Below are 23,323 nucleotides of genomic sequence, written 5' to 3'. Positions count from 1 at the left end.
TGAAAAATACAAATATTTACATAGATAAAATTTTTAAAAAATATCTGGTGTATTTGGGTACAATTACTAAATTGTTACTCATTTATATTGGCAACCCATTGGTATAAATAAAAAATGTTTCTATTGACTACAAATCTCAAATTTTAGTTTTTGTCTCAATTCAATATAAAATCTAAAACTTAAAATCTAAAATCAACATGACAAACCTAACTCCTAATTCTAGTTTTAGTTTGACACTGCGCTTGCAGATTCCCAATCGTATAGGGATGTTGGCATCGATAACCCAAGCGATCGCCACCACTGGTGGTAATCTCGGTCAAATTGATTTAATCGAGCAAACCCGCAAAGAGTCTACCCGCGATCTGACTGTAGATGCTGCTAGTACCGAACACGCTGAAACCATTGTGCAAGCAGTCAAAGCATTGCCAGACATCAAATTACTCAGTGTCTACGATCGCACCTTTAATTTGCATCGTGGTGGCAAAATCAGCATTGTCAGCAGAATACCCCTAAAGAGTGTTTCCGATTTGGCAATGGCTTACACGCCCGGAGTCGGTCGAATTTGTACAGCGATCGCTCAAGATCCAGAGGAAGTTTATAACTTAACCATCAAACAAAACACTGTTGCCATTGTTACCGATGGTAGTGCCATTTTGGGTTTGGGAAATCTTGGACCAGCCGCCGCCCTACCAGTCATGGAAGGCAAAGCAATGCTGTTCAAGGAATTTGCGGGGCTGGATGCTTTTCCCATCTGTCTCGCCACCCAAGATACAGAAGAGATTATCCGAACAGTTAAGAATATTGCTCCCGTATTTGGGGGTGTGAATTTAGAGGATATTGCTGCACCTCGCTGCTTTGAAATTGAAAAGAGATTGCGCGAAGAGTTAGATATCCCCGTTTTTCACGATGATCAGCACGGTACAGCAATTGTCACCTTAGCCGCCTTGTTTAATTCCCTCAAGCTGGTACATAAGTCCTTAGCAGAAATCAAGATCGTGATTAATGGTGCTGGGGCGGCGGGAGTAGCGATCGCTCGGTTACTCCGTAAAGCTGGAGCAGAAAAAATCTGGATGTGCGACTCTAAAGGGATTATCTCTAACAGTCGCACCGATTTGACCGCAGAAAAACTCGAATTTGCCGTCAAAGGTCAAGGTACCTTAGCGGGTGCGATGCAAGGGGCAGATGTGTTTATTGGAGTCAGCGCACCGGGAGTTTTGACACCAGAAATGGTGCAATCGATGGCCAAAGATCCAATTGTGTTTGCAATGGCAAATCCCATTCCAGAGATTCAGCCAGAATTAATCAGCAAAGATGTTGCTGTCATCGCCACCGGTCGCAGTGACTACCCAAATCAAATTAATAACGTCCTCGCTTTTCCTGGGGTATTCCGTGGTGCTTTAGATTGTCGGGCACAGACAATTACCATCAAAATGTACCTCGAAGCTGCAAGTGCGATCGCTTCCTTAGTGAAACCTTCAGACTTGGATCGAGAGCATATTATTCCTTCAGTCTTTGATGAGCGCGTCGTCACTGCGGTTGCTGCGGCTGTGCAACGTGCAGCTCGTGAAGAAGGTATCGCTCACAATTAATTAACTAAAAGAATGGCTCTTGTGGGATGGGCAAGATGCCATTGGTCTAAACTTAAGATAAAAGTCAACCTGTAAAGCTCCGCCTCGTACCATTTCTTTGTGAGGCTGCGCCAAATTTTCTTTCTTTCTTTCTTTCTTTCTTTGTGTCCTTTGCGGTTCGTTCTTCATGTAGTTTGGCGCATCTTCATACAGAATTGGTATCAAGACCTACAGCAGGGCCGCCCAACGCAGTTGCTCCCCTTAAAAAAGAGGAATCTAATTCCAGTTCCCCCCTTTTTTAAGGGGGGTTAGGGGGGATCAACAAGTGCCTAAAATCACAACCAACTACTTTTCAAACAACCTCTCAGCAATCAAATAAGAGAATCAGCTATTTCTTGAAGTTTCATCTCTAATTTATTCTGGTTTACTTCTTGTCTCCACAGTCCAAAGAGTTTTAAAGCTTTGAGAAAAGGTAATTTGACATCTTGAGAATAAGCTTGATAAGCTTCATTAGTTATTTCTTCAGAACCATTCTTTACCTGCTTTATGTTTCCTAAAAAACGTTTAATGGAATCCTGATTATATCCTAATAAATAATCACGTACTTCTTGCTGATTTACACCTAGTAAATTATGTAATAATTGGTTGCGAAGGTCATCTTCTTCTCTTCTGTATCGACATGACCATTCCAAAAGTCCCCATGCTTTAAAATCCTGTCTGAGTTCACATAGCCATTGGAACTGCGTACTATTATTTAATTTTAAAGTACTATCTTTTTGATTCTGGTATTTTTCCCAGAATTTAGAATTAAAATCACCAGGAATAGGATTAGGAAATTTTAATTGGTTTAAAATTTCCAATGGATTTTGCAGATTGAGTAAGTTTTTGATAGTGTTTTGAGGTTTAATAAATAAACCATACTTGTCCCAACCTACAATATTTGACAATGCTATAGGACGTTCATAAATCTTTTTGGTTTGAGAAATAATAGCAGCTTTTAAAAATGTCTCTTGAGTAGCATTTAGAATAGCTACTCCCTGAATATAATTTTCTTGTTTAAAAAAGATTTCAACTAAATCAAGAGCAGTAACTATTCTATCAATAGACGCTTTAACTTCAAACTCTTGACCTGAGACTAGAGAACTTTTGATATTAAACAAATCAACTATTTGATTTATTTTTTCTATTGTTTGTTCATTAGCGATTCCTATCAATACTTCCTTAGCCGCAGCAGGTAGTCCTTTAATAATTAGCTGCTTTGCTTTTTGAATCTGCATACCACGCTGATAGCGAGAGCTTTGAATACTATCATATTTAGATTTTAGTTGATAATCTTCTTCATCAAAGTATTCATTGCTAACTAAAAACTGAACTTTTTTAAATTTCCCTAAAGTTACAAACTGGACAGCAGAAGATATTGCTGGTGTTCCTGCTTGATGACTAACATAAACTTCCTGACTTGCATCAACTTCTAACTCTTGTAATTTCGATTCTACCAGTGATAAAGTAGTATCCCAATTATCAACACCTGGAGAATTTTGATGGGGAATTAAATCTTTAAATTCTGGTTTACACGTAAATTGTTGATGTTGAAAATACCATTCAAATAGAGGTTTAAGTGTGGAAGTGTCTTTCCAATAGGGAGATTTTTGGTGAAGTCTTTGTTCTTCACTACTAAATATTTGAGATTGGTCTGTCAGAAGAATAATTATTTTTTCAATTATGATATTTTTATCTGTAAAATATTTACAATATGTATCAAGAAGAGGAAAGTTTAAATCATCTTCATAGCATTCTTGTAATTGTTTTGCATAAACTATACCTAATACCCTAGCTGGTACTGTATATCCAGCTTCTTTATCATCAGAATTTACTCGTGAAGCAGAGGCAAAATCTGAACATTCTAGATGATCGCTTGCTTCGTTGTGTAACCTTCCCCAAGTTTTATCATGCTTGAGGATAATATCACTATTACCAGTAGTCACAATCCAAATACTCATGTTTATTCTCCCCAAAGTTTAGTAAATTCCGATTCAGTCGTGGCTAAAAAGGTTAAAAAACCTTGTGTTTTCTCATCATTTTTATCTGGAAAGATTGTTATTAACTCTATATATTCTCTACCTTTGCGGTTCATCTCATTATTTGTGTTTTTCATATAGTGTGGGTACATTCGATGGTAAATTCTACCAATATTACCCATTTTACCTGTCAGTCTAGAATCTTTAATTGACTGACTTCCTTGATAATTACCATGAAACCATCTCACAGCTAAACTATCATCTTCATCTTGGGCAATGCGTCCCCAAACCTGCACCTTCTGAGGATGAAAAGATTCACGCCATGAATTTACTTGATTACTTGGGGTTTTGCCTTTGAATATCAGCCAATTATTAACTGTTTTCTGAACACCATCAAGAATATTAGTTATATGTTTAAGATTATTGACAGGAAAATAGTAGTTATTTGATGGTTTTTTAAATTCCCAATGACAACCTATCATTGGTTTATTGCCATTTTTTAAATATTCTGGGAAGAATATTCGATGATCAATTCTTCGCCATGATTTCCCAAAACCTCCTAAAAGCATAGAAAATTTGAGAATTTGTGTTACTAATGTTTTTAATTCCTTTTTATATTCATCTGCAAAATTACCCATGCATAGAATATGCAAAGTTCCTGCATTTAATTGATAAACAGGCATGATAACGCTTCTGTTATATCTAAATTCATCCAGTTCTAAATCAACGGGATTAAATGCAATTCCTAAATGCCCAACTATTGCACCATTAGCACCTGCAAATCCTCCCCAGAGTTCTTTAGTTAATTCCTCTGCTGTATTCTCATCAGTTATAGCGCTAAATAAACGCAGTGTATGACCACGTAAAGCAGCTTTAAATATATTAGGACGAAATTCACCACTTTTATCGATTAATTGTGATGCTAATCCTTGTCCTTCTAAATTAACAGTAATTAGTTTAGTTTCTCGGTGGTTAATAGGTTGACCATAACCAGCACTAACTCTAGAACCAATACCCCTTTCTATAGCTTTATCCCAAATAGTCCAGATAGTTTCCCATTCACTTTCGGTTATTTTAATAGTGCTAGAAATACCAAAAACTAAAGTAGGCTTGTAAAGAGATATTTGCAGAAATGCTGAATGAGATTCACTATTTTTAACTTGCCAATCTTGCTGAGGATGAACTACATCAATTAATGGTTGTTCACACCAACTATCATCTTTGGGATATGCACCATGAAAGCGAAGGATTCCCGGTTGGGTTTCATTACTAGAAACTTGACTACCGCAGTATCTTTGTGCTTCTTGGGAAGTACAAGCACGTAAAAAAGCACCTTTCATACTTGCACCGGGATAATAGGGAAATCCCTTAGCAGCGATAACTGGCCGAATTATATCGTCATCTTGTCCACTGTTAGAAACAAACCGCCAGGTAATTTTATATTCTTTGGTTTTTACATTAGCGCTAAATTGAGGAGATTTAGTTGCAGCAGCTTCTACCCATTCATCAACCCATCTGGCAGATTTTTCGGGCTGCTGAATATATTGAATTTGTCCCCGCCCGGTGACTGGTGCTTGAAACATTAAGGGAACTTCATTGCTATTCGGCATCACTATCTCCTGATTTCTTATAACGTTGAGTCCACCAAACTAAGCTGTCACAAAATTGTGTAAGTACGGCTAAACATATTCTTTGGTCTTCAATGGGAAATTCCCATAATTTAGCAGCATAGGTTTGTATTTCTTGGGTGTTCTTGCCATTAACATCTTCTTTAGGAAGTTTAATTCCTGCATTATTCATGATTGTCACAAAAGTTTTCCAAGTATCGCGCCAATATTCACCTTTTGTACGTTCTTTAACGTCATTTTTACCTAATAATCTTAATTGTTCACCCCAAAAGCGCTCTAAACCATAAGCTACAGTAGTTCGCATTTTGTGTGATTGACCAATTACCCCTTTTTTGTCACGATGTTTGAGGACTAGTTTTTGGGCTTCTTGGTCTAAGTTATAAGAGTTCCAAGTCATATATTTACAATCCATTTAAAGTTAATTCACAATGACCTAAACCGATAGATTCTAAGCCACCAAGATAAATATCTGCGCTTTGATTACCATTGAAAGGCTGCCAATTTTTGCCAGATTTATCATCTCTAATAGCAAGAGGAAAAACTAAAATTGTTCCTTCTGGTAAGGCTTCAGTGTTGAAAAAACTAGCACCATCTACTACTTTTTGGTCTAGTTTTAAACGCACACGACTTTGACGGTATAAAGCCATGTCATGAATCATGCCAATATCACTATCGTCTACTATGATTGCAGGTTGCTCTTTTTTGTCAGGGAACCAAGGGGATAAGTCTACTGTTTTACTGACAGTGACAAAACCTAAGTTAAAGAATAAGGTTTTTGTCCCACCGGGTAATTGTTTTGCTCTTAAGTTTTTTGAACCTGTATAAGGGTCAGGGATATCTATATCTTTGAGGAATTTAGTTTTACCATCAACTTGAACTTGAACTACATCACCAGCAATTCTTTTATAGCGTTGAAGTAAACGGCGACTAGTTACCCAAACTATCGGTTGTCCAGGACAAAAGACAGGAAGCCAAAGAATAGAAGCGTACTCAAATTTAACGATGGATTCGTTATTATTATCTGATTGTTCTGAACCTGCTTCATTACCGTACCAATATTTTGTCGCGTCTTCTCCAGCTATCAGACGCATTTCTGAACGCAGACGACCACGAATAGAACTACCGGGAATGATACCAGTTTGGGTAAATTGGTCTCGGAAAATCAAGTTTAAATTACCGCTTTCTTCTCCGGCTGTTGCACCTACATGAAGTGGTGCTAAAGTCTCAATGATGCCATAAGCTTTTTTGTACATTTTATGCCACTCCTTTAATTTCTACTGGTAAACACAAACCACAGCCAACTTTTTTCAGGCTGTAACCTTCTTTGGGAAACCATGCTTCGTCCCATTTCCACCAAGGTTTATTTATGGGTTCTTTGAGAACGTAAACACTTCCAGCCGGAACGGCATAACGTCCTCTTCCTAATGTTCCTTGGGAACGATAACGATAAGGAACTGGCTTATCAGTTAACATTTGGGTAGTTTCAGGGAAAGTATCATGTTGAGGTTGACGGTAAGATATCCGGTTAGAACCCCAAATTGCTGGTGTAATTAATGCGAAGGATTTACCAATGGGTTGATTTAAAATATCTACTGTTTTTTGGTTAAGTTTGTCACAAGATATTTCAACAATGTGATTTTCACCACCAAAGCGATACCAACCGTTATCAATCGGATAGGTTGATAAATAAACTAAGCTGATATCATCGGGAATCTGTACGGAATTTTCTAGAAATAGTCCGTCGCTTTTTTCTACACAACGTTCTGATTTTTGAATTTTAGGATGGAGGAAAGAAACGAATTTCCAAGGATTATCAGCAATTGATTTACTTGTTTTGAGTCCTTTTGATGATGTTTTCCAAGAATCTATAGTTTGCCAGCGATAATCAGGTTCTGGTTTATCTATGTCTTTTTCTAACCGCCATTCACCATTTTCTATTTTCCATTCTCCTGTGCCTTTTTTAGAGATGATTTTATGCCAGGGAATGGGAATATAAAAGTTTTGCTTGTTGTTAATATTTGCCCAAAATGGACCTGTAACATAGAGATTTTCTCTCAATTCTATTTGAGGAATTTGCTCAGTGGTTTTGTTAATGCTAAATATTAAACCGGATAGTGTAGAAGCTTCAGGAGGAAATTTAGCACCCGAACGACCAACTAAGTTTTCCGGTGAGAGAAATGCGCCAGCACTTCCATACATAAATCCTAAAGGATTAATGGTAATTAAGTATTTGAACATAAATGCCAGCCTACTTCAATTAAGTCTGTAATCCAATCAATTGTGGCTTTTGCTCTGTCTATTTCGTCGTCCTTTTCGTTAAAACCAACAAGATGTTGCGCTAATTTATTATTTTTATCTTCTAGTAATTTCTTCCCTTCTCCTGGAAAGTAAATATCAAAAAATTCAATTGCTGATTTTTGGACTGTATAGGCTTCGTTTTTATTTTCAATCTTAAATGTCCGTCGAGATTCTAAATGTGCTAGGTCTTGATAAATATGACTCCAGTTAGATTGTTTTTCTCGATCTTGATATTTATTTAATATATGCAAATAATCCCAAGGACAAGTCCACTGCACATATTGACCACTATTAAAAACTACTCTAATTGTGACTCGGTTACGTCCTAACGACTTAGCTACTTTCTCGGCTTCTCGACAATGTTGCAATACATCTCGTTGGGGTACGCTACCAGCAACCCAAACAAAGCCAACACTTAAATTAATCGGCTGTTGGTGTTCTTTCCATTGATTATTTAATGTCATTAACCATTCAAAGGCTTCTAATGGCTTGATAGGCTCAACAGAATTTTCACTGTAAATTATGCCCAAGAAGTCATCACCACCGGCGTAAACTACTCTACCTAAGTTTTTCGGGAAGTTTTCACTAAATTGTTCTCCCCAATGACGAATTGCATCACTAAATTTTTGAATTTCTTGATCTGTATTATTTCCATCTGCTAATTTTTTTAGATAGTCGCCAACTTTATCACCATCAGCCATGAACCAACCTGTCCATTGTCCTGGTGTGGTGTCAGTTTGCTTGCGTTCAATTTCGTGAAATCTCTTTAGTTTTTCTAGGGGTTGATTGTTTGGACTTGCTTTGTTAATTAAATCTACTATTTCAGGTAAGGTAATTAGACGTTTTACTAGTTCAGGAATACTTAACTTTTCGTTAGGTGCAATATATTTACCTTCTGGTTCTTTGTCAGGTGGACAATTATCTAATTTTCTAGCAAGTTTTGTATAAAATTCTTTAATTTCTTCTTGTTCTGAATGATAAATGAGAAATTTAGGATTGCGAGTTGTCGCACCTAATCCCGGAAATGCAATTCCATCTGTACCTGTTAAACTAGAACTCTCTCCAATCCAGTTGACAGCAGTCCACCCACGGGAAAGTTTGCGGGTTTCTAAATTATCCATTGCTGCTTGAATACTGTCGCCTTCTCCCCAAAAAATTTCCCAGGCGTGGTTTCCCCAGTTTGTCCACTCTCTTTCCCAGTGGTATGTATAGTCAGGTAATTTTGCTTCTATCCACCATCGACATTCCTGCAACATCCTTTTCCATGCAGATAACACAGTTTTTTCTACCTGTGATTTGGAAAATTCTCCTTTAATCAGAATGCGATTTGGCATTCCTTTTTGGAGGTTAGGGATGGCTGGGGAAATTACTGTTGTGGTTTTTTCAGCTTCTTTTACTAGTTGCTGGCTGAGATAGGAGAGAATCAGAGATGCACCATACAAGTCTCGAAGTTTACGGGATTTCTCGATAAACCCCTGCACGGGAGCAAAGGTGATTGCTGTATATTTGGCCACGTTTACCATAGTTAGTGGATGCGGTCTTGTTTAAGTTACAGTAAAAATTTGAACTTGTACTCAGTAGTTATACTTTGTAATAATTATCGATTTTGGTAATTGGGAGTGATGTGGCACTGGGGGAATTAGTGTGACTTTTATATCTTGCTAGAAAATTTGAGGATGTAAATACCTTTTGATGCGAATGACGAAATTTTTTTAATTGTGTTGAGTGTTTGTGAGATGATTTATCTCACGCAGAGGCGCAGAGAGGATGAGGAGTTTTAGAGGTTGTAAAGTGTTTGGCTGTGATTTTAAGTAGTTTTAGATCCCCCCTAGCCCCCCTTTTTAAGGGAGGAACCGGAATCAAAGTCCCCCTTTTTAAGGGGGATTTAGGGGGATCTTGTTTTGCTACTAAGGCGATTTACAGGAATAAATATACCGCCGCCGTTGGTTTCGACTTCGCTCAACCAACTGAAAGATCGAGAGTTGAGCTAAGTGATGCACTGAGCGGCTTGCCTTGAGCGCAGTCGAAAGGAGTCGAAGTGTCGAAACTCGCCAACACAAGTATTTTCTTTCTCGGAAATCACCTAACAAGAAGACTTTTAAAACACCCTTTTAGAGGTTCATCGACACCACTCGCCAAATCGCCGAAACCCTATATTTTTCGTCGAGTGGTGTCGATTGTTTACTGGGTAAGGATTTGAGGTATGCGTGTTGTTCAATTTTACATAAGATATATAATGTTTTTTAGAGTGGTGTCGATTTGCCGGCTGAAAACCTTACGGGGCTAAGGCTCCTAGACGAACTCCCTACCGATTGGGTTAAATCGGAATTAATGGAAACACAAAGCAGGCTGACCTAGAGTATTTGTTCCAACTGGCCCTACCGATTGGGTTAAATCGGAATTAATGGAAACTCAACATTTGGGCACCGTTTAATTTCTAATTCGGCAGTCCCTACCGATTGGGTTAAATCGGAATTAATGGAAACTTGAAACAGTGTAATTATCCAGATTATTCAGCAAACCCTACCGATTGGGTTAAATCGGAATTAATGGAAACACGTTTCCATTCCGTCTTGGCTTCTACAATAAGCCCTACCGATTGGGTTAAATCGGAATTAATGGAAACGATGAAATTATTGTCTAAATCTGCCAGCCTGAACCCTACCGATTGGGTTAAATCGGAATTAATGGAAACGACCAACTGGAAAGCGGCGTGTCCCAAGAAGCCAAAACCCCCTACCGATTGGGTTAAATCGGAATTAATGGAAACGTAAATGTTGTCGCTCCAAGTGTGAACTTAGGTAAAGCCCTACCGATTGGGTTAAATCGGAATTAATGGAAACTTTACCAGACACAAGTGTTAGATTTTCATCAATGAACCCTACCGATTGGGTTAAATCGGAATTAATGGAAACGTTTGCCTCCCCTGCTCAATCTGCTCAGTTGCTACCCTACCGATTGGGTTAAATCGGAATTAATGGAAACGTTGTCAATTGGCACGTGTAGTTTCCAACAGGAGCAGGCCTTACCGATTGGGTTAAATCGGAATTAATGGAAACGTAACATTAACGGTTCATAGCTCCAGATGTTTCCTATCCCTACCGATTGGGTTAAATCGGAATTAATGGAAACATAAAGTTCAGAAATGCCAAAATATATCCCCATAAAAAACCCTACCGATCGCCTGAAATCGGAATTAATGAAAACATCGCCTGAAATCCGATTTAATGGTATTGCACCAAGGAAAGATCCCCGACTTCTTAGAGAAGTCGGGGATCTTTTTTTTCACGAAGGATTTAATCGCTTATTGCATTAAAATCTGACGGATTAAAATACTCATCACCTCGCCAGGTTTGGCGGTTGGTAGTAATGGACTCCAATCTTCAGTGCTTTTATCAGCAATTTTTTCAATAATTTTATCTAAACTTCATATTTAGACTAGATTCAATAAGCAAAATCCGCGATTACTTACTCAAAATGCCATTTGACTTTCTCAAACCCCAGTTTGTTTTCTCATTTTGGTGTTTTCCACAAGTAAAATCAGCTTTGAATTTCTCAAACCCCAGTTTGCTTTCTCATTTTGGTGTTTTCCGCAAGTAAAATCAGCTTTGACTTTCTCAAAATGCCATTTGACTTACTCAAACCCCAGTTTGTTTTCTCATTTCGGTGTTTTCCGCAAGTAAAATCAGCTTTGACTTTTTTAAATACCGCCTTGGCAATAGAAATTATCAGGGCTTTCTCAAAATTATTTTCTCATTCGCTTGAAAACCCTAGACAACGAACAAATAACAGCTAAAAGTTAAACTATAGCGGTTCTCGAATCAAAGCAATACACTTTGATCTCTCTCCTAAAAGGAGCTATGGTGTACACACAAGTATTTTAAAGTTGTCCCACAGGCTTTTGATCCCCCCAACCCCCTTAAAAAGGGGGGCAAGAACCTCTCAAAGTCTCCCAATTTATCGGGGGATTTAGGGGGATCTACAACCATTTTGATTTGGAACCGCTATTGAAAAACTTTTAGCCTGGAACTGCTGATGATTTGTCACTTTCTCATCGGTATCCCCGGTAGCGGGAAAACCACTTTCGCAGTCGAGTTAGCAAAATTGGGGAATTATCGCCTTGTCTCCACTGATGCAATTCGTCAACAACTCTATGGCGATGCAAGTATCCAAGGTGAGTGGAGTCAGATAGAAGAAAAAGTAATTTCTGAGATTGTTGATGCAATTATTCAAGGTAACTCCATAATCTATGATGCTACCAATGCCAAACGTGCGTGGCGGATAGATTTGCTAAGAAAGCTCAATTCATCTCTTACCTCCCCAGTGCTGTGGATGGGGTGGTATTTGCAAACCCCGATTGCAACTTGCAAGTTATGGAATCAAAAGCGCGATCGCCAAGTTCCAGAGATTGTAATTGAGAGTATGCACAAATCTCTGCAAGAGTTTTTGCCAGTAGCAGCAGAAGGTTTTGCAGTAGTCAAAGTAATTGATGTCACTTCTTGCAACTTTGATATTCAACAAATTCAAAACCAAATTCAACAGCTTGGGCGTACTCTTACCAATCGTGCTAACCGCAATCGCCACGTAACCCTACATTCATACAGTAAGCTGCTGGACTTTGAACGCCTCATGTATCTAATTTCCTTGATAATACGCTATCCGGGTATTGGCAATTTGCAAATCACTAACCCCAGTCTGCTAGAAAGCATTTTTGGTTATGTTCCTCAATTTCCTAGTTCCATAGAAGAAGTTACCGCTTTAATAGGTAAATTGTGCGGCACAATCTATGCTGATGCTGGGGCGATCGCATCTGACTTAGACTGGTTACAGCAAAATTCACTCATTGGGGCTAATACTATTGCTTGGTGTTCTCCCATTACCCCACCACTTCATCACTCCGTTACACCATCTGACTTTGTGACTCATGGCTATTCTGACTTCTACACATTCCAGAGGTTAGTACAAATAATTCGTTTTATTCTTCATCATCCATTCTTAGCAGATACAAGCAAGGGAAGTTTGCCAACTCTTGTATCTGCACTTCAACAACATGAAATTATTGATGGTGATAGCTTAGATACTGTTCGCAAGGACATTGAAAAAGTTCTTAAGCCTTATAAAATATTGCCAGAATTTCCCCTGAGAGACGGCTACTTCGCGGGGACGGCGATTTTATCAACATACGAGTTAATCAAAGTGTTTGACGTTCTCCAGTCTCAAGCTAAAAGTCTGAATGACCCCGTAGCGTTGGAGATTTATGAAACTTTTGCTATGCGAATGGTACAAAGTAAATTGGGCGTGAGTAAGGTATATCCGGTACGGGCGATCGCAAACCGCAATATGGTTGATCCAGAGTTTTTACCGTTAGATGCCTTATCTAAGAATTTACAGCGAGTTGAGGAGGCAATAGTTAAGGGAGAACTACTGGAATTGAATCGCTTTCCGGGTGGGGGCAAGTTTGCACTAGACGAAGAAGGTTTTTTTCTAGCATTTCCCTTGCAAATCGTCTTCTGTAACCAAGCATGGTATTTGGGTTACGAATGCGAAGGAGGAAAGTATGCTGGACTTTTACGTTTTGAACGTTTGGATAGATTGTTTATAGGTCAACTTCAAATCATAGTACGTTCCAGACAAGAACAAGAAAAGTCATTACAGAATTTACAAAAACTTTATGCTGCTAGCCCTGGTATTTTTATTGGGTATAGTGCAAGTGACCAGCAGAAGTTTCTCGGTCATAGTAAACAAGAAATTTCTCAGGTTTGTGTGACAATAGAGTTGTGGTTTAATGATGCTATATTTAGATTTATCACTGAAGGTACTAAAAGATTTTCATCACAGCAAATGAAAATGTCTTCACCTGTAAACAACGGAAGATTGGCGTTGCCAAAGTCAATTTTCTGCCTGAAAAAAACCACAGATAAACACTTTTCCAATCGCTTTCAAGTTGTATTACCTAAATGGTATTTGGGCGATGTAGAGTTTCTGAGATGGATTGTTGGTTTTGGCGGTAATGTGAAGGTCGTACAACCAGAGGAATTGGTAGCTAAGGTTAAGGAAATTGGTGAAGCGATTTTAGCGGTTTATAAATAACAACAAATAATCAAATATTTTTCAGAATCTTTCAAAAGGTCGGAGTATAAACATTCCGACCTTTTGTGTTTCCATTAATTCCACTTCTACAAAGAGAAGCGTCCTAAGAAAGAGCACTCATACTTATTGTGTTCTGCTTACCAAGGTTTCCATTAATTCCACTTCTACAAAGAGAAGCGTCAAGGTAAGTTAATTGGTCATACTCTAGAGTCTTTTTTGTTTCCATTAATTCCACTTCTACAAAGAGAAGCGTCTAATTTTCGGAGGGAGAAAGACATCCGACCTGGGAATTATCAGTTTCCATTAATTCCACTTCTACAAAGAGAAGCGTCACTAACACACGATGATTGGGTGTATGACTACTTGAGTTTCCATTAATTCCACTTCTACAAAGAGAAGCGTCGGTGACACTGGTGTTGGTAAGACTACGTTCGCTAGTTTCCATTAATTCCACTTCTACAAAGAGAAGCGTCCATTATATATATTCGCTCAAAGGGCGAGCCTGAATTGTTTCCATTAATTCCACTTCTACAAAGAGAAGCGTCTTGAGCTTTTCAAGGCTAAGACATTGCAAGACGCGCAAGACCAATTCAGGTTTCCATTAATTCCACTTCTACAAAGAGAAGCGTCCTCTCAATTGATGCTATAACTCTTCTAACGTCTCTCGCGTTTCCATTAATTCCACTTCTACAAAGAGAAGCGTCTTAAACACGGGCACATTAAAGATGATAACTGGAAAGAAATACCGTTGTTTCCATTAATTCCACTTCTACAAAGAGAAGCGTCCGAGCCGCGCTGGCCCAGTCCGATGCCACCCACATCGCGGTTTCCATTAATTCCACTTCTACAAAGAGAAGCGTCACAGGGCCACGGCGTTTCGGATGACAACCTTCAGTTTCCATTAATTCCACTTCTACAAAGAGAAGCGTCATTAGTTCACCTTCTCCCCGATGAATTCACTTCCCGGTTTCCATTAATTCCACTTCTACAAAGAGAAGCGTCCCGGTGACGCCGATCATCCCGAAGAACACCGCCGTGCCCAACGCCTGGTTTCCATTAATTCCACTTCTACAAAGAGAAGCGTCATCGAAACCGCTCATGGCGGCAATTTCAGTAGAAAGTTTCCATTAATTCCACTTCTACAAAGAGAAGCGTCGAATAATAAATGATAAAGTCACCTTTACGCATGCGCTTCAATGGAGTTTCCATTAATTCCACTTCTACAAAGAGAAGCGTCGTCGCAGGAACGTAAACTGATGCGTTCAAAATTTTTAAGTTTCCATTAATTCCACTTCTACAAAGAGAAGCGTCCAGCTTCTTCGCGGCTATCGGGGCTTACACTTATATACAGTTTCCATTAATTCCACTTCTACAAAGAGAAGCGTCAAAGCATTAAAACTCAGGAAATCACTGCTGATTCCGTTTCCATTAATTCCACTTCTACAAAGAGAAGCGTCCCCTCTTATTAAACCTCTGACTGTGCCTGATGTCCAGATGCCATTTGCGACGGGGTATCCACCTACAGACAAATTCAACCATAATACATAGGCATCAAAATGCTGTAACCCTTACTGGAAAGGACATCGGCGGGGTCAACGAGAGAATAAGCATTTACAGCTTTTGCCGACCCCGCCGCAGAGAAAATAGAAAAATATAAAAAATTCGTCATTCGCATGAAAGCCCTAGCATGATTCCAGATCAGCCTCTACCTTAAGACATAGAACAAATTCACCAACACCATTACATCTATCTATGTATATATCTTCTCGTGCAGCATTAGTTCGCAACCTTGGTGTCGCCTTACTCAACGGCACTATTACACTAATTATCCTGTTAATTGCACCACTAGGACTAGCAGCAGTAATTATCAACACAATTTTGGTTACAATAGCCAGCTTTGTCAACGCTACAGCAGGTGATGCTGTAGTGAATTTTTTGCAACCATCCCAAATTAAAACGTTGCTAGCCGAAATCATTTCCCAACAGTCACAACTGACCAAAGAAAGTAAAAAGTAACTAACAATATTTTTATGCGTACACTCTACGTTTCCCGACAAGGTTGTTATATCACCCTCAAGGCCGAAGCCCTAATTATCAAACAAGGAGAAACTATTCACGGTGAAGTACAATTACCATTGCTAGAACAAATACTAATATTTGGTAAATCTCAAATCACCACCCAAGCAATTCGTACTTGCTTATGGCGAGACATTCCCATTGCCTATTTGTCCCGCATGGGATACTGTTACGGTAGACTGATGCCAATTGCCAGAGGATACCGTCAATTATCTCGTTATCAACAACAATTAACAGCAATTGAACGGTTGTTAGTAGCCAGACAAATCGTTCAAGCAAAACTCAAAAATAGCCGGACATTTTTACTGCGACAGCAACGGCGCAATCCTTCCGAAACTGCTGAAATTGCCATCAAAAGTTTAGAAGTTCTGGGTCAAAAATCAGGAGAAGCTGAAACAATAGAACGATTGATGGGATTAGAAGGTGCTGGCGCGGCACAATATTTTTCAGCCTTTGGTGAGTGTTTAAATAATCCCAATTTTATATTTTTAGCGCGTAGCCGCCGTCCACCAGGAAATCCAGTCAACGCCATGCTGAGTTTTGGGTACCAAATTCTTTGGAATCACCTATTAACAATAATTGAACTTCAGGGATTAGACCCTTATCACGCTTGCTTACATCAAGGCACAGAACGCCATGCTGCTTTAGCTTCCGATTTAATTGAAGAATTTCGTTCCCCAATTATTGATTCTCTGGTACTCTGGTTAATTAATACCAAAGTTATGGATGTCCAAACAGACTTTGAGTATCACAGTGGCGGTTGCTATCTAAATAATTACGGTCGCCCAAAATATATAAAATATTTCTTACAGCGTCTAGAAGAAGAAGTACAAAATACCAAGGGTGAAAAACAACCTCGTTGGGATTTAATGACACAGCAAATTAAAATTTTTAAAGAATTTATTTATCAACCTAGCCAACTATATAAACCTTATCAAATTCGTTGAATGCTATTTTATGTAATAGTATATGATATACCCTGTGATAAAAGACGCAAAAAAGTATCTGATTTATTAGAAGGATATGGACAACGAGTACAATATTCAGTATTTGAATGTATTCTAGACCAAAATAAATATAAGGAACTCAAAAAAAGACTCCATAAACAAGTGAAATCTCCAGAAGATAGCGTGCGGTTTTATCCTTTAAGCAGACATACATTTAACCAAATCGAAACTTGGGGAGAACCAGCAGTTACAGAACTACCAGGTTCAACTATTATCTGATTTAAAAACAGAGGCTTTAGAGGTTGTTTGAAAAGTATTTAGGGACTTGCGTGAAAATAAAGTACCAGTAAACCGAGTTTCGACTGCGCTCAACTCTCGACGGCTGAGGGTTGAGCGCAGTCGAAACCCGGTTGGTTGGGACACTATAGCGGTTCTCACTTGGATGCAATACAGTTTGACCTCACTTCCATTCCTCTCTCCTTTTAGGAGAGAGGCTTTGAATCTTACTCCCCTTCCCTTATAGGGAAGGGGCTGGGGGTTAGGTCTGTATTGCACTCAACTGAGAACCGCTATATTAACCCGCAGATCCCTTAGCTGTGATTTTAGCAACTTATAGATCCCCCCTAACCCCCCTTAAAAAGGGGGGAACCGGAATCAAAGTCCCCCAATTTATCGGGGGATTTAGGGGGATCTAAAACTTTTTGCTACCGACCAGAGGACTTTTAAAACATCCTCTTATACCTTGTGGGGAAAAGTTCTTTATTTTTGTCCTTTCCCTCTTCTTGTTAAGTTTTAACAATGGAGCTAAGCGGATTCGAACCGCTGACCCCCTCAATGCCATTGAGGTGCGCTACCAACTGCGCTATAACCCCAGAAACCTAACTAGGTAAGCTTTTTAAGCTTTCTAATTAGTTTTATAAATTGTATTAGCTTAACTATTATGCAAGTTTATGCAAGTTAAGTCAAGACAACTTTTTAAGAAACGCAAATATTAAGTAAGTTTTGGTAAATATTAATACTACTATTTTCACTTATTGAATTTAATACAACTTACCAGTACTAAATTAGATGTACTACCATTAAAACTTTTGGAAGTAGAGCGATCGCAGGGCAAACGCATCTAAAGTATAATAATCCTTTAATAAATAGCAAGGGTTTGGGCGTTTTATAATTTAGACTATTTTTGATCAAGATCCTTATCCAACAAGGGTTAAAAAAATTATGTGCCTTTGCCCTGCATTACGCCGCCCAGTAGTAGAAGTCAAGATTGGTTAAAAAGTTTGACTTTTGGGGAAAATTATGGTTTCAACTTCTTCAATTTTCGGAAAGATTTTCTTGTGGTTAATCAGACCATTTAATTTTGTGTTCGCAAATATGAAATTTCTCTCACCACTGAATGGTCGAAATCGAATGAACCGCGTCTTTCCCATCCGAAATCCCATTCTGTGGGTAGTGCTGTTAACATCCCTGCTACTATCCGGTTGTGTTAAGTACGATGTGGGGCTTAACTTTGACAATTCAAATAGTGGTGAACTAGTACAGCATATTAAGTTGGGAGAACGCCTAACCAGTTTTAGCGGCGATTCTGTGTATGAATGGTTAAACAGCATAGAACGCCGCGCCCGTCAACTTGAGGGTAAAACACAGCGAGTTTCCCAAGAAGAAATTATCGTCACAATTCCTTTTAGTAGTGGTAGGGAATTACAAGAGAAGTTCAACGATTTTTTTAACTCCCATGCTAATCAACCTTCTGAGTCTGTGCAGAGCGAATCTGACTCAAAACTACCGAAAATTGAATCAAACGTCCTCTTGGAGGAAAACAATTTTTTACTTTTAGTCCGAAATCGGTTAATTTATGATTTGGATTTGCGATCGCTATCTCTAATTGCCAGCAAAGGTAATGTCCTGTCCAATGCTGGTTCAATTCTCGACTTGGAATTTAGCTTGAAGACTCCTTGGGGAGCCAAAAACATTCAACTAACTGAAACTGCCATTGAGCCTGAAAAAAATGGCAATCAACTAGTGTGGAAACTCCAGCCTGGTGAGTTAAACCACATAGAAGCAGTTTTCTGGCTTCCCAGTCCCCTTGGTATTGGTGGGTTGTTAATTATCGCGTTTGTCTGGGGAGGATTGTACTTGAGATACAACTTCATGCCCGATCCTAGAGTTCAGTTTCCTGCCAAAGCAGCAGCGATCCAGGAACAGTAGACTATATCAGCCGATGGAAAATACATCGGCTTTTTACTTCATCAAATACTTACGCGAAAGCCGTTAACGCTATAGCTTTTGTTCGCTGCCATACCAGCGTTCGGCAAGTGCATTGAGTTTATGAAGCACATCAACTAATTCCTCACCACGTTCTGTAAAACCATAAGTTACTTGTGGTGGAACAGTTGCTTCATAGTAACGATAAATAATCTCTGCCGCCTCCAGCATCCTCAGTCTTTCTGTTAGAACTTTGGTGGAGATGCCCTCTACTTGGCGCTTCAAAGCACCAAAGCGAGTCGGCCCACTATTACACAACACCCACAGTATATACATTGTCCAGGGGCCTGATAGCAAGGACATCAGAATACTGACTGGACAAGCATCAGGATTTTTAGAACCCGACATCGATAAGTTAGCCAAAATTATCCAATAGTTACTTTATGGTAACTACTTTACTTTAGTAACTAGTTACTTTTAGTATCTAATGTAATGCTTTGACAAAAAAAGTCAAAGCAGAAATCCTAGTTAATCAGGAGATAATTGGTGGTAAACATTCTACATATTGATTCCAGCCCCCGTGGTGAACGATCGCACTCACGAGAACTATCTAAGGAATTCGTCAGTGGTTGGAAAGCTGCACATCCTGAAGATGCGATCGCCTATCGAGATTTAGGGCATCACCCAGTTCCTCACGTTAATGAAGCTTGGATTGCGGCGGCATTTTCACCACCAGAAGCCCATACCCCAGAATTAACTGAGGCGCTGAGGATTTCTGACGAGTTAGTAGATGAATTTTTGGCAGCCGATCGCTACGTTTTTGGAGTGCCAATGTATAACTTTAATATACCTTCCACTTTCAAGGCTTACATCGACCAAATCGTTCGCGCCAACCGGACTTTTGCTATAGATGCTCAAGGCTTTAGAGGGTTAGTCGATGGTAAAAAGGCGGTTATCATCACAGCACGCGGCGGTGACTTTAGTCCCACATCTCCTGCCGCTCCTTATGACTTCCAAGAACCATACCTGCGGACGATTTTCGGCTTTATTGGGCTTACAGACATTCAATTTATTAACGCTAATAGCTTGAATGGGGGAGATGCAGCCCGTACCCAATCTATATCAGAAGCACAGGCAGCAATTCAAGATGCGATCGCCCAGTGGTAAGAGAGAGGGGCAGTAAGAATTTTAGATTTTAGATTTTGGATTTTAGATTGAAATTTAATTCAAAATCTAAAATCCAAAATTGAATTGCCCCATGCCCACATCTTCTTATGGTGACAACCGCTCAATTTTCCAAGTGCCATTATCTAAACGGCTATAAAGCAAGCGATCGTGTAAGCGGCTAGAGCGTCCTTGCCAAAACTCAATTTCTCTGGGGATTACTCGTAAGCCTCCCCAATGAGGCGGTCGAGGAATCTCCTGATTTTCATATTTGTTGTGGAAGTCCTGCAAGCGTCGCTCCAGGACTTCTCGGCTTTCTATCACCTCACTTTGATTAGATACCCACGCACCCAAGCGACTTTTTGCAGGGCGACTTTCAAAATACTGGTCAGACTCAGTTTCAGAAACTTTCTCTACATACCCCGAAATTCTCACTTGACGTTCTAGTTCTGCCCACCAGAAGACTAAAGCCGCCTGGGGATTTTCTGCCAGTTCTTGTCCTTTATGACTGTTGTAGTTGGTAAAAAAGGCAAAGCCCCGTTGATCAAAATCCTTGAGTAGCACCATTCTGGCAGAGGGCTTACCGTCTGGTGTAGTAGTGGCAATGGTCATGGCATTTGGTTCGGGGAGTTGTGCCGCTAGAGCCTGATCGAACCATTTTTTAAATTGGATAAAAGGATTGAGGTCTACTTCGAGTTCACTCAAACCTTCCAAGGTGTAGTCTTTGCGAAGGTCAGCTACGGTTTTATCCATTGTGATTTGTTTACTTGCTATCAGGTAAGCTTATACATAATCTTTGTTGAAAATATCTATGATGGTGATCACCGCCATCAAGAATTTTACAAGTTCTCTCAACGAATATCTAAAATAGGTTGCATAAGATGCGCCGTTCAGCCTCCCTTCGACGCCTGTTAATTTATGGTCTGAGCGGTCCGATTATCGCTCTCAATGTCTGGCTACTGTCTGTGCTTTTTCGCTATTTCCAGCATCCCATTACCGTCTTGAGCATTGCGGCGATTCTGGCTTTTCTGCTAAATTACCCGGTTAAGTTCTTTGAACGTGCTCGGATCACGCGGACTCAGGCGGTGATCATCGTTTTACTGGCAACATTAACCCTGTTTGGGATTCTGGGCGTTACCCTAGTGCCGTTGATCATTGACCAAACAATCCAACTGTTAAAGAATATCCCTGATTGGTTAGGTGCCAGTCAAGCAAACCTAGAGCAGTTTGAAACGCTGGCAAAGCAACGACGTTTGCCAATTGATCTCAGGGTTGTGAGCAGCCAAATCAATGCCAACATTCAGAATTTGGTGCAACAGCTAGCTTCTGGTGTAGTGGGATTTGCTGGAACACTGCTTTCAGGATTGCTTGACTTAGTGTTAGTCATTGTGCTGGCGTTTTATATGCTTTTATATGGCGATCGCGTCTGGTATGGTCTGATCAATCTTTTGCCCTCTAATATTGGAGATCCCCTGACTGCATCCTTACGCCTAAATTTTCAGAACTTCTTCCTCAGTCAGTTGTTGTTAGGACTATTTATGGTGCTAACCCTAACGCCAATTTTCTTAGTGATGAAGGTGCCCTTTGCCCTGTTGTTTGCCATATTAATCGGTATTTCAGAACTCATTCCCTTTATTGGGGCATCTCTCGGCATTGGTGTGGTGACGATTTTAGTCCTGTTGCAAAATTGGTGGTTGGCAGTTCAAGTGGCGATCGCGGCGGTTCTTATGCAACAGCTTAAAGATAACCTGTTAGCTCCCAGGTTACTCGGCAACTTTATCGGACTGAATCCCATCTGGATTTTTGTGTCGATTCTCATGGGATTTGAAATTGCTGGGTTATTGGGGACGCTTGTTGCTGTTCCCATCGCTGGTACTATCAAAGGCACTTTCGATGCGATCAAGAGCGGCAAGCCGAGTGATTTTGTCTCAACTGTCACTATTGCCCATGACTCACCCCCCGATTGAGGAGGCAGGGAGAGCAGATTAACAATTCAAAATTCAAAATTCAAAATTAAAGACATTTCAGTCGGGGTTTAAATCACCGATGGTTCCTGAGCGTAGCCGTTGGCGCAGCCTCTCGTAGAGAAGGACTGAAATGGGTGCTATATGTAGATTGCAGGTTCTTAAACCCTTTAATTGATAAACAATGCCCAATCTCCAAGTAAAAAGTTGCACAAGGGAGCATCCACTTTCGGCGGATCTACTTTTTTAGATGAACCATATAGTAGGCTTTTCGGAGTATCAGAATTATGTTTCTTCCAAAAGTGGATGCTCCCGTTGCACAATCTAATCTCACAATTCACAATTGAATTTACGATCTTTGATTCTGATTAATTAACTTAGAACCCGTTGATGGAAGCTTCCGAGCTATTAGAAACAATCACACTCTTGATTTATCAAGCCCAGCAGGGAGAAATTGATCCTTGGGATGTCCAAGTGATTCAGGTGATTGACCGTTATTTAGAACTGATGGCACCGGGGGCAATAACAAGAGGCTATGAAGCGGACTTGTCTCAATCTGGACAGGCATTTTTGTCAGCATCAATGCTGGTATTATTCAAGGCCAATACCTTGATGCAATTGTCAACAGTAGGAGATGCACAGGATGGTGTAGAAGATGATGCCCTACTAGAAGGTGAAGATGGTGTATCACATCAGGGTCATCGTCTACCATTAGAACGGCAATTGCGTCGTCGTCCATCGGCAATGCCGCCACCAAAGCGCCGGGTGACTCTGCAAGAGTTAATCAAGCAATTGCAGATTATGGCAAACCAACTAAAACAGGTAGAAAAAGCCAGTAAACCCATACGTCCCAGGCGTCAACCTAGCGTCCAAAGTATGCGGGAGGCGCTGGAGTTAGCTCACCAGGAAAATCTGACAGAAGTTGCTAGGGAACTGGAGCAGGTGTTGAATTTGTCCACAAGAGAGCTAAGTTTAGAGCAAACTTGGTTGAATTTAGAACAACTTGTAGAGTTGTGGACTAAAACAAAGCTTATCAAGCCAAATGGGTCTGGACATGAGTCTAAACAGAGTCAACTAGTTAGCGTTTTCTGGGCGTTACTACTACTCTCGGCTCAATCGAAAGTAGAGCTATTTCAAGAAGAGTTTTACCATGAAATTAAAATTCGGTTACTTAGAGATTCAGCTAACTCTTGTAAACCCCTTGAGCAACCGATGAACTAAGAAAGGCAAAAGTAGCCCGACAAATAATTTACAGATTTTTGATTCAGCCCCAAAATCCGAGTAAATTGAAAAGATAAGCGATCGCTTGTCATCTAAGTATAGTTATGGTTGCAATAACCACTAAATTCCTGTTACCCCTGTTTG

At 39.8% G+C, this 23,323-nt stretch carries 18 protein-coding genes, 1 tRNA gene and 2 CRISPR repeat arrays; of the genes, 9 read left to right on the top strand and 10 right to left on the bottom strand.

What is annotated here, in order from left to right; all coding sequences use genetic code 11:
* Positions 1-197 precede the first annotated feature (197 nt).
* The gene (locus V7K50_RS06610) at positions 198-1,589 is read left to right on the top strand and encodes a malic enzyme-like NAD(P)-binding protein (RefSeq protein ID WP_334958332.1); all 1,392 of its coding nucleotides are present in this window, start codon (positions 198-200) and stop codon (positions 1,587-1,589) included.
* A gap of 350 nt (positions 1,590-1,939) precedes the next feature.
* On the opposite strand, the gene V7K50_RS06605 is transcribed toward V7K50_RS06610, so the two are convergent.
* Genes V7K50_RS06605 through V7K50_RS06580 form a run of 6 tightly spaced genes read right to left on the bottom strand, consistent with a single transcriptional unit; the run spans position 1,940 to position 9,035 of the window.
* Positions 1,940-3,568, bottom strand: coding sequence for a hypothetical protein (locus V7K50_RS06605; RefSeq protein WP_334958330.1), 1,629 nt, complete (start codon positions 3,566-3,568; stop codon positions 1,940-1,942).
* Between the two features lie 2 nt (positions 3,569-3,570).
* Complete coding sequence (locus V7K50_RS06600) at positions 3,571-5,196, bottom strand: hypothetical protein (protein WP_334958328.1); 1,626 nt, start codon at positions 5,194-5,196, stop codon at positions 3,571-3,573.
* Entirely contained in the window at positions 5,186-5,611 is a 426-nt protein-coding gene (locus V7K50_RS06595) for a hypothetical protein (RefSeq protein WP_334958327.1), read from the bottom strand. The genes V7K50_RS06600 and V7K50_RS06595 overlap by 11 nt, the downstream gene beginning before the upstream one ends.
* Before the next feature lie 4 nt (positions 5,612-5,615).
* Positions 5,616-6,467, bottom strand: coding sequence for an RAMP superfamily CRISPR-associated protein (locus V7K50_RS06590; protein WP_334958325.1), 852 nt, complete (start codon positions 6,465-6,467; stop codon positions 5,616-5,618).
* A 1-nt stretch (position 6,468) separates the two neighbouring features.
* Positions 6,469-7,452, bottom strand: coding sequence for a type III-B CRISPR module-associated Cmr3 family protein (locus V7K50_RS06585; protein WP_334958323.1), 984 nt, complete (start codon positions 7,450-7,452; stop codon positions 6,469-6,471).
* Positions 7,437-9,035, bottom strand: a complete 1,599-nt coding sequence (locus V7K50_RS06580) for a Cas10/Cmr2 second palm domain-containing protein (RefSeq protein WP_334958321.1) — start codon at positions 9,033-9,035, stop codon at positions 7,437-7,439. The genes V7K50_RS06585 and V7K50_RS06580 overlap by 16 nt, the downstream gene beginning before the upstream one ends.
* A gap of 780 nt (positions 9,036-9,815) precedes the next feature.
* Positions 9,816-10,719: a CRISPR direct-repeat array (repeat unit 36 nt; unit sequence CCCTACCGATTGGGTTAAATCGGAATTAATGGAAAC).
* A gap of 828 nt (positions 10,720-11,547) precedes the next feature.
* On the opposite strand from V7K50_RS06580, the gene V7K50_RS06575 reads away from it, so the two are divergent.
* Entirely contained in the window at positions 11,548-13,602 is a 2,055-nt protein-coding gene (locus tag V7K50_RS06575; protein ID WP_334958319.1) for a WYL domain-containing protein, read from the top strand.
* 67 nt (positions 13,603-13,669) lie between these two features.
* Positions 13,670-15,059: a CRISPR direct-repeat array (repeat unit 36 nt; unit sequence GTTTCCATTAATTCCACTTCTACAAAGAGAAGCGTC).
* Between the two features lie 74 nt (positions 15,060-15,133).
* Here the strand turns inward: V7K50_RS06575 and V7K50_RS06570 are convergent.
* Positions 15,134-15,271, bottom strand: a complete 138-nt coding sequence (locus V7K50_RS06570; protein ID WP_334958317.1) for a hypothetical protein — start codon at positions 15,269-15,271, stop codon at positions 15,134-15,136.
* 83 nt (positions 15,272-15,354) lie between these two features.
* Here V7K50_RS06570 and csx18 point away from each other — a divergent pair, with 83 nt between their 5' ends.
* Genes csx18 through cas2 form a run of 3 tightly spaced genes read left to right on the top strand, consistent with a single transcriptional unit; the run spans position 15,355 to position 16,904 of the window.
* Positions 15,355-15,618, top strand: a complete 264-nt coding sequence (gene csx18 / locus V7K50_RS06565; protein ID WP_292793474.1) for a CRISPR-associated protein Csx18 — start codon at positions 15,355-15,357, stop codon at positions 15,616-15,618.
* A gap of 14 nt (positions 15,619-15,632) precedes the next feature.
* The gene (cas1, locus tag V7K50_RS06560) at positions 15,633-16,625 is read left to right on the top strand and encodes a CRISPR-associated endonuclease Cas1 (protein ID WP_334958316.1); all 993 of its coding nucleotides are present in this window, start codon (positions 15,633-15,635) and stop codon (positions 16,623-16,625) included.
* Positions 16,626-16,904 (top strand): CRISPR-associated endonuclease Cas2, encoded by a 279-nt coding sequence (gene cas2 / locus V7K50_RS06555; RefSeq protein WP_334958314.1) that lies wholly within the window; start codon positions 16,626-16,628, stop codon positions 16,902-16,904.
* Between the two features lie 520 nt (positions 16,905-17,424).
* Here cas2 and V7K50_RS06550 read toward each other — a convergent pair.
* Positions 17,425-17,497: transfer RNA gene (locus tag V7K50_RS06550), tRNA-Ala, on the bottom strand.
* A 427-nt stretch (positions 17,498-17,924) separates the two neighbouring features.
* On the opposite strand from V7K50_RS06550, the gene V7K50_RS06545 reads away from it, so the two are divergent.
* Positions 17,925-18,833 carry a DUF3153 domain-containing protein gene (locus V7K50_RS06545; protein WP_334958313.1) on the top strand — a complete coding sequence of 303 codons (909 nt, stop codon included), beginning with the start codon at positions 17,925-17,927 and terminating at the stop codon, positions 18,831-18,833.
* 69 nt (positions 18,834-18,902) lie between these two features.
* On the opposite strand, the gene V7K50_RS06540 is transcribed toward V7K50_RS06545, so the two are convergent.
* The gene (locus tag V7K50_RS06540; RefSeq protein WP_334958311.1) at positions 18,903-19,253 is read right to left on the bottom strand and encodes a winged helix-turn-helix transcriptional regulator; all 351 of its coding nucleotides are present in this window, start codon (positions 19,251-19,253) and stop codon (positions 18,903-18,905) included.
* A gap of 123 nt (positions 19,254-19,376) precedes the next feature.
* Here V7K50_RS06540 and V7K50_RS06535 point away from each other — a divergent pair, with 123 nt between their 5' ends.
* A complete protein-coding gene (locus V7K50_RS06535; protein WP_334958309.1) occupies positions 19,377-19,997 on the top strand; it encodes an FMN-dependent NADH-azoreductase in 621 nt (206 codons plus the stop codon).
* A gap of 105 nt (positions 19,998-20,102) precedes the next feature.
* On the opposite strand, the gene pdxH is transcribed toward V7K50_RS06535, so the two are convergent.
* Positions 20,103-20,747 (bottom strand): pyridoxamine 5'-phosphate oxidase, encoded by a 645-nt coding sequence (pdxH, locus tag V7K50_RS06530; RefSeq protein ID WP_334958307.1) that lies wholly within the window; start codon positions 20,745-20,747, stop codon positions 20,103-20,105.
* Positions 20,748-20,875: 128 nt separating this feature from the next.
* On the opposite strand from pdxH, the gene V7K50_RS06525 reads away from it, so the two are divergent.
* The gene (locus V7K50_RS06525; protein ID WP_334958306.1) at positions 20,876-21,961 is read left to right on the top strand and encodes an AI-2E family transporter; all 1,086 of its coding nucleotides are present in this window, start codon (positions 20,876-20,878) and stop codon (positions 21,959-21,961) included.
* Between the two features lie 387 nt (positions 21,962-22,348).
* Entirely contained in the window at positions 22,349-23,179 is an 831-nt protein-coding gene (locus tag V7K50_RS06520; protein ID WP_334958304.1) for a ScpA family protein, read from the top strand.
* Positions 23,180-23,323 lie beyond the last annotated feature (144 nt).

The organism is Nostoc sp., from assembly GCF_036917135.1.
Lineage (GTDB): Bacteria > Cyanobacteriota > Cyanobacteriia > Cyanobacteriales > Nostocaceae > Nostoc.
The sequence above is the reverse complement of the archived record's forward strand: the minus strand, read 5'-3'. Positions and strand labels throughout refer to the sequence as shown.

What these genes read in the sequence shown, in the direction of transcription:
- V7K50_RS06545 (WP_334958313.1), top strand. Translation starts at nt 17,925, where the DNA reads ATGGTTTCAACTTCTTCAATTTTCGGAAAGATTTTCTTGTGGTTAATC.
- pdxH (WP_334958307.1), bottom strand. Translation starts at nt 20,747, where the DNA reads ATGGATAAAACCGTAGCTGACCTTCGCAAAGACTACACCTTGGAAGGT.
- V7K50_RS06570 (WP_334958317.1), bottom strand. Translation starts at nt 15,271, where the DNA reads ATGACGAATTTTTTATATTTTTCTATTTTCTCTGCGGCGGGGTCGGCA.
- V7K50_RS06600 (WP_334958328.1), bottom strand. Translation starts at nt 5,196, where the DNA reads ATGCCGAATAGCAATGAAGTTCCCTTAATGTTTCAAGCACCAGTCACC.
- csx18 (WP_292793474.1), top strand. Translation starts at nt 15,355, where the DNA reads ATGTATATATCTTCTCGTGCAGCATTAGTTCGCAACCTTGGTGTCGCC.
- cas1 (WP_334958316.1), top strand. Translation starts at nt 15,633, where the DNA reads ATGCGTACACTCTACGTTTCCCGACAAGGTTGTTATATCACCCTCAAG.
- V7K50_RS06605 (WP_334958330.1), bottom strand. Translation starts at nt 3,568, where the DNA reads ATGAGTATTTGGATTGTGACTACTGGTAATAGTGATATTATCCTCAAG.
- V7K50_RS06580 (WP_334958321.1), bottom strand. Translation starts at nt 9,035, where the DNA reads ATGGTAAACGTGGCCAAATATACAGCAATCACCTTTGCTCCCGTGCAG.
- V7K50_RS06610 (WP_334958332.1), top strand. Translation starts at nt 198, where the DNA reads ATGACAAACCTAACTCCTAATTCTAGTTTTAGTTTGACACTGCGCTTG.
- V7K50_RS06595 (WP_334958327.1), bottom strand. Translation starts at nt 5,611, where the DNA reads ATGACTTGGAACTCTTATAACTTAGACCAAGAAGCCCAAAAACTAGTC.
- V7K50_RS06575 (WP_334958319.1), top strand. Translation starts at nt 11,548, where the DNA reads ATGATTTGTCACTTTCTCATCGGTATCCCCGGTAGCGGGAAAACCACT.
- V7K50_RS06590 (WP_334958325.1), bottom strand. Translation starts at nt 6,467, where the DNA reads ATGTACAAAAAAGCTTATGGCATCATTGAGACTTTAGCACCACTTCAT.
- V7K50_RS06520 (WP_334958304.1), top strand. Translation starts at nt 22,349, where the DNA reads ATGGAAGCTTCCGAGCTATTAGAAACAATCACACTCTTGATTTATCAA.
- V7K50_RS06585 (WP_334958323.1), bottom strand. Translation starts at nt 7,452, where the DNA reads ATGTTCAAATACTTAATTACCATTAATCCTTTAGGATTTATGTATGGA.
- cas2 (WP_334958314.1), top strand. Translation starts at nt 16,626, where the DNA reads ATGCTATTTTATGTAATAGTATATGATATACCCTGTGATAAAAGACGC.
- V7K50_RS06525 (WP_334958306.1), top strand. Translation starts at nt 20,876, where the DNA reads ATGCGCCGTTCAGCCTCCCTTCGACGCCTGTTAATTTATGGTCTGAGC.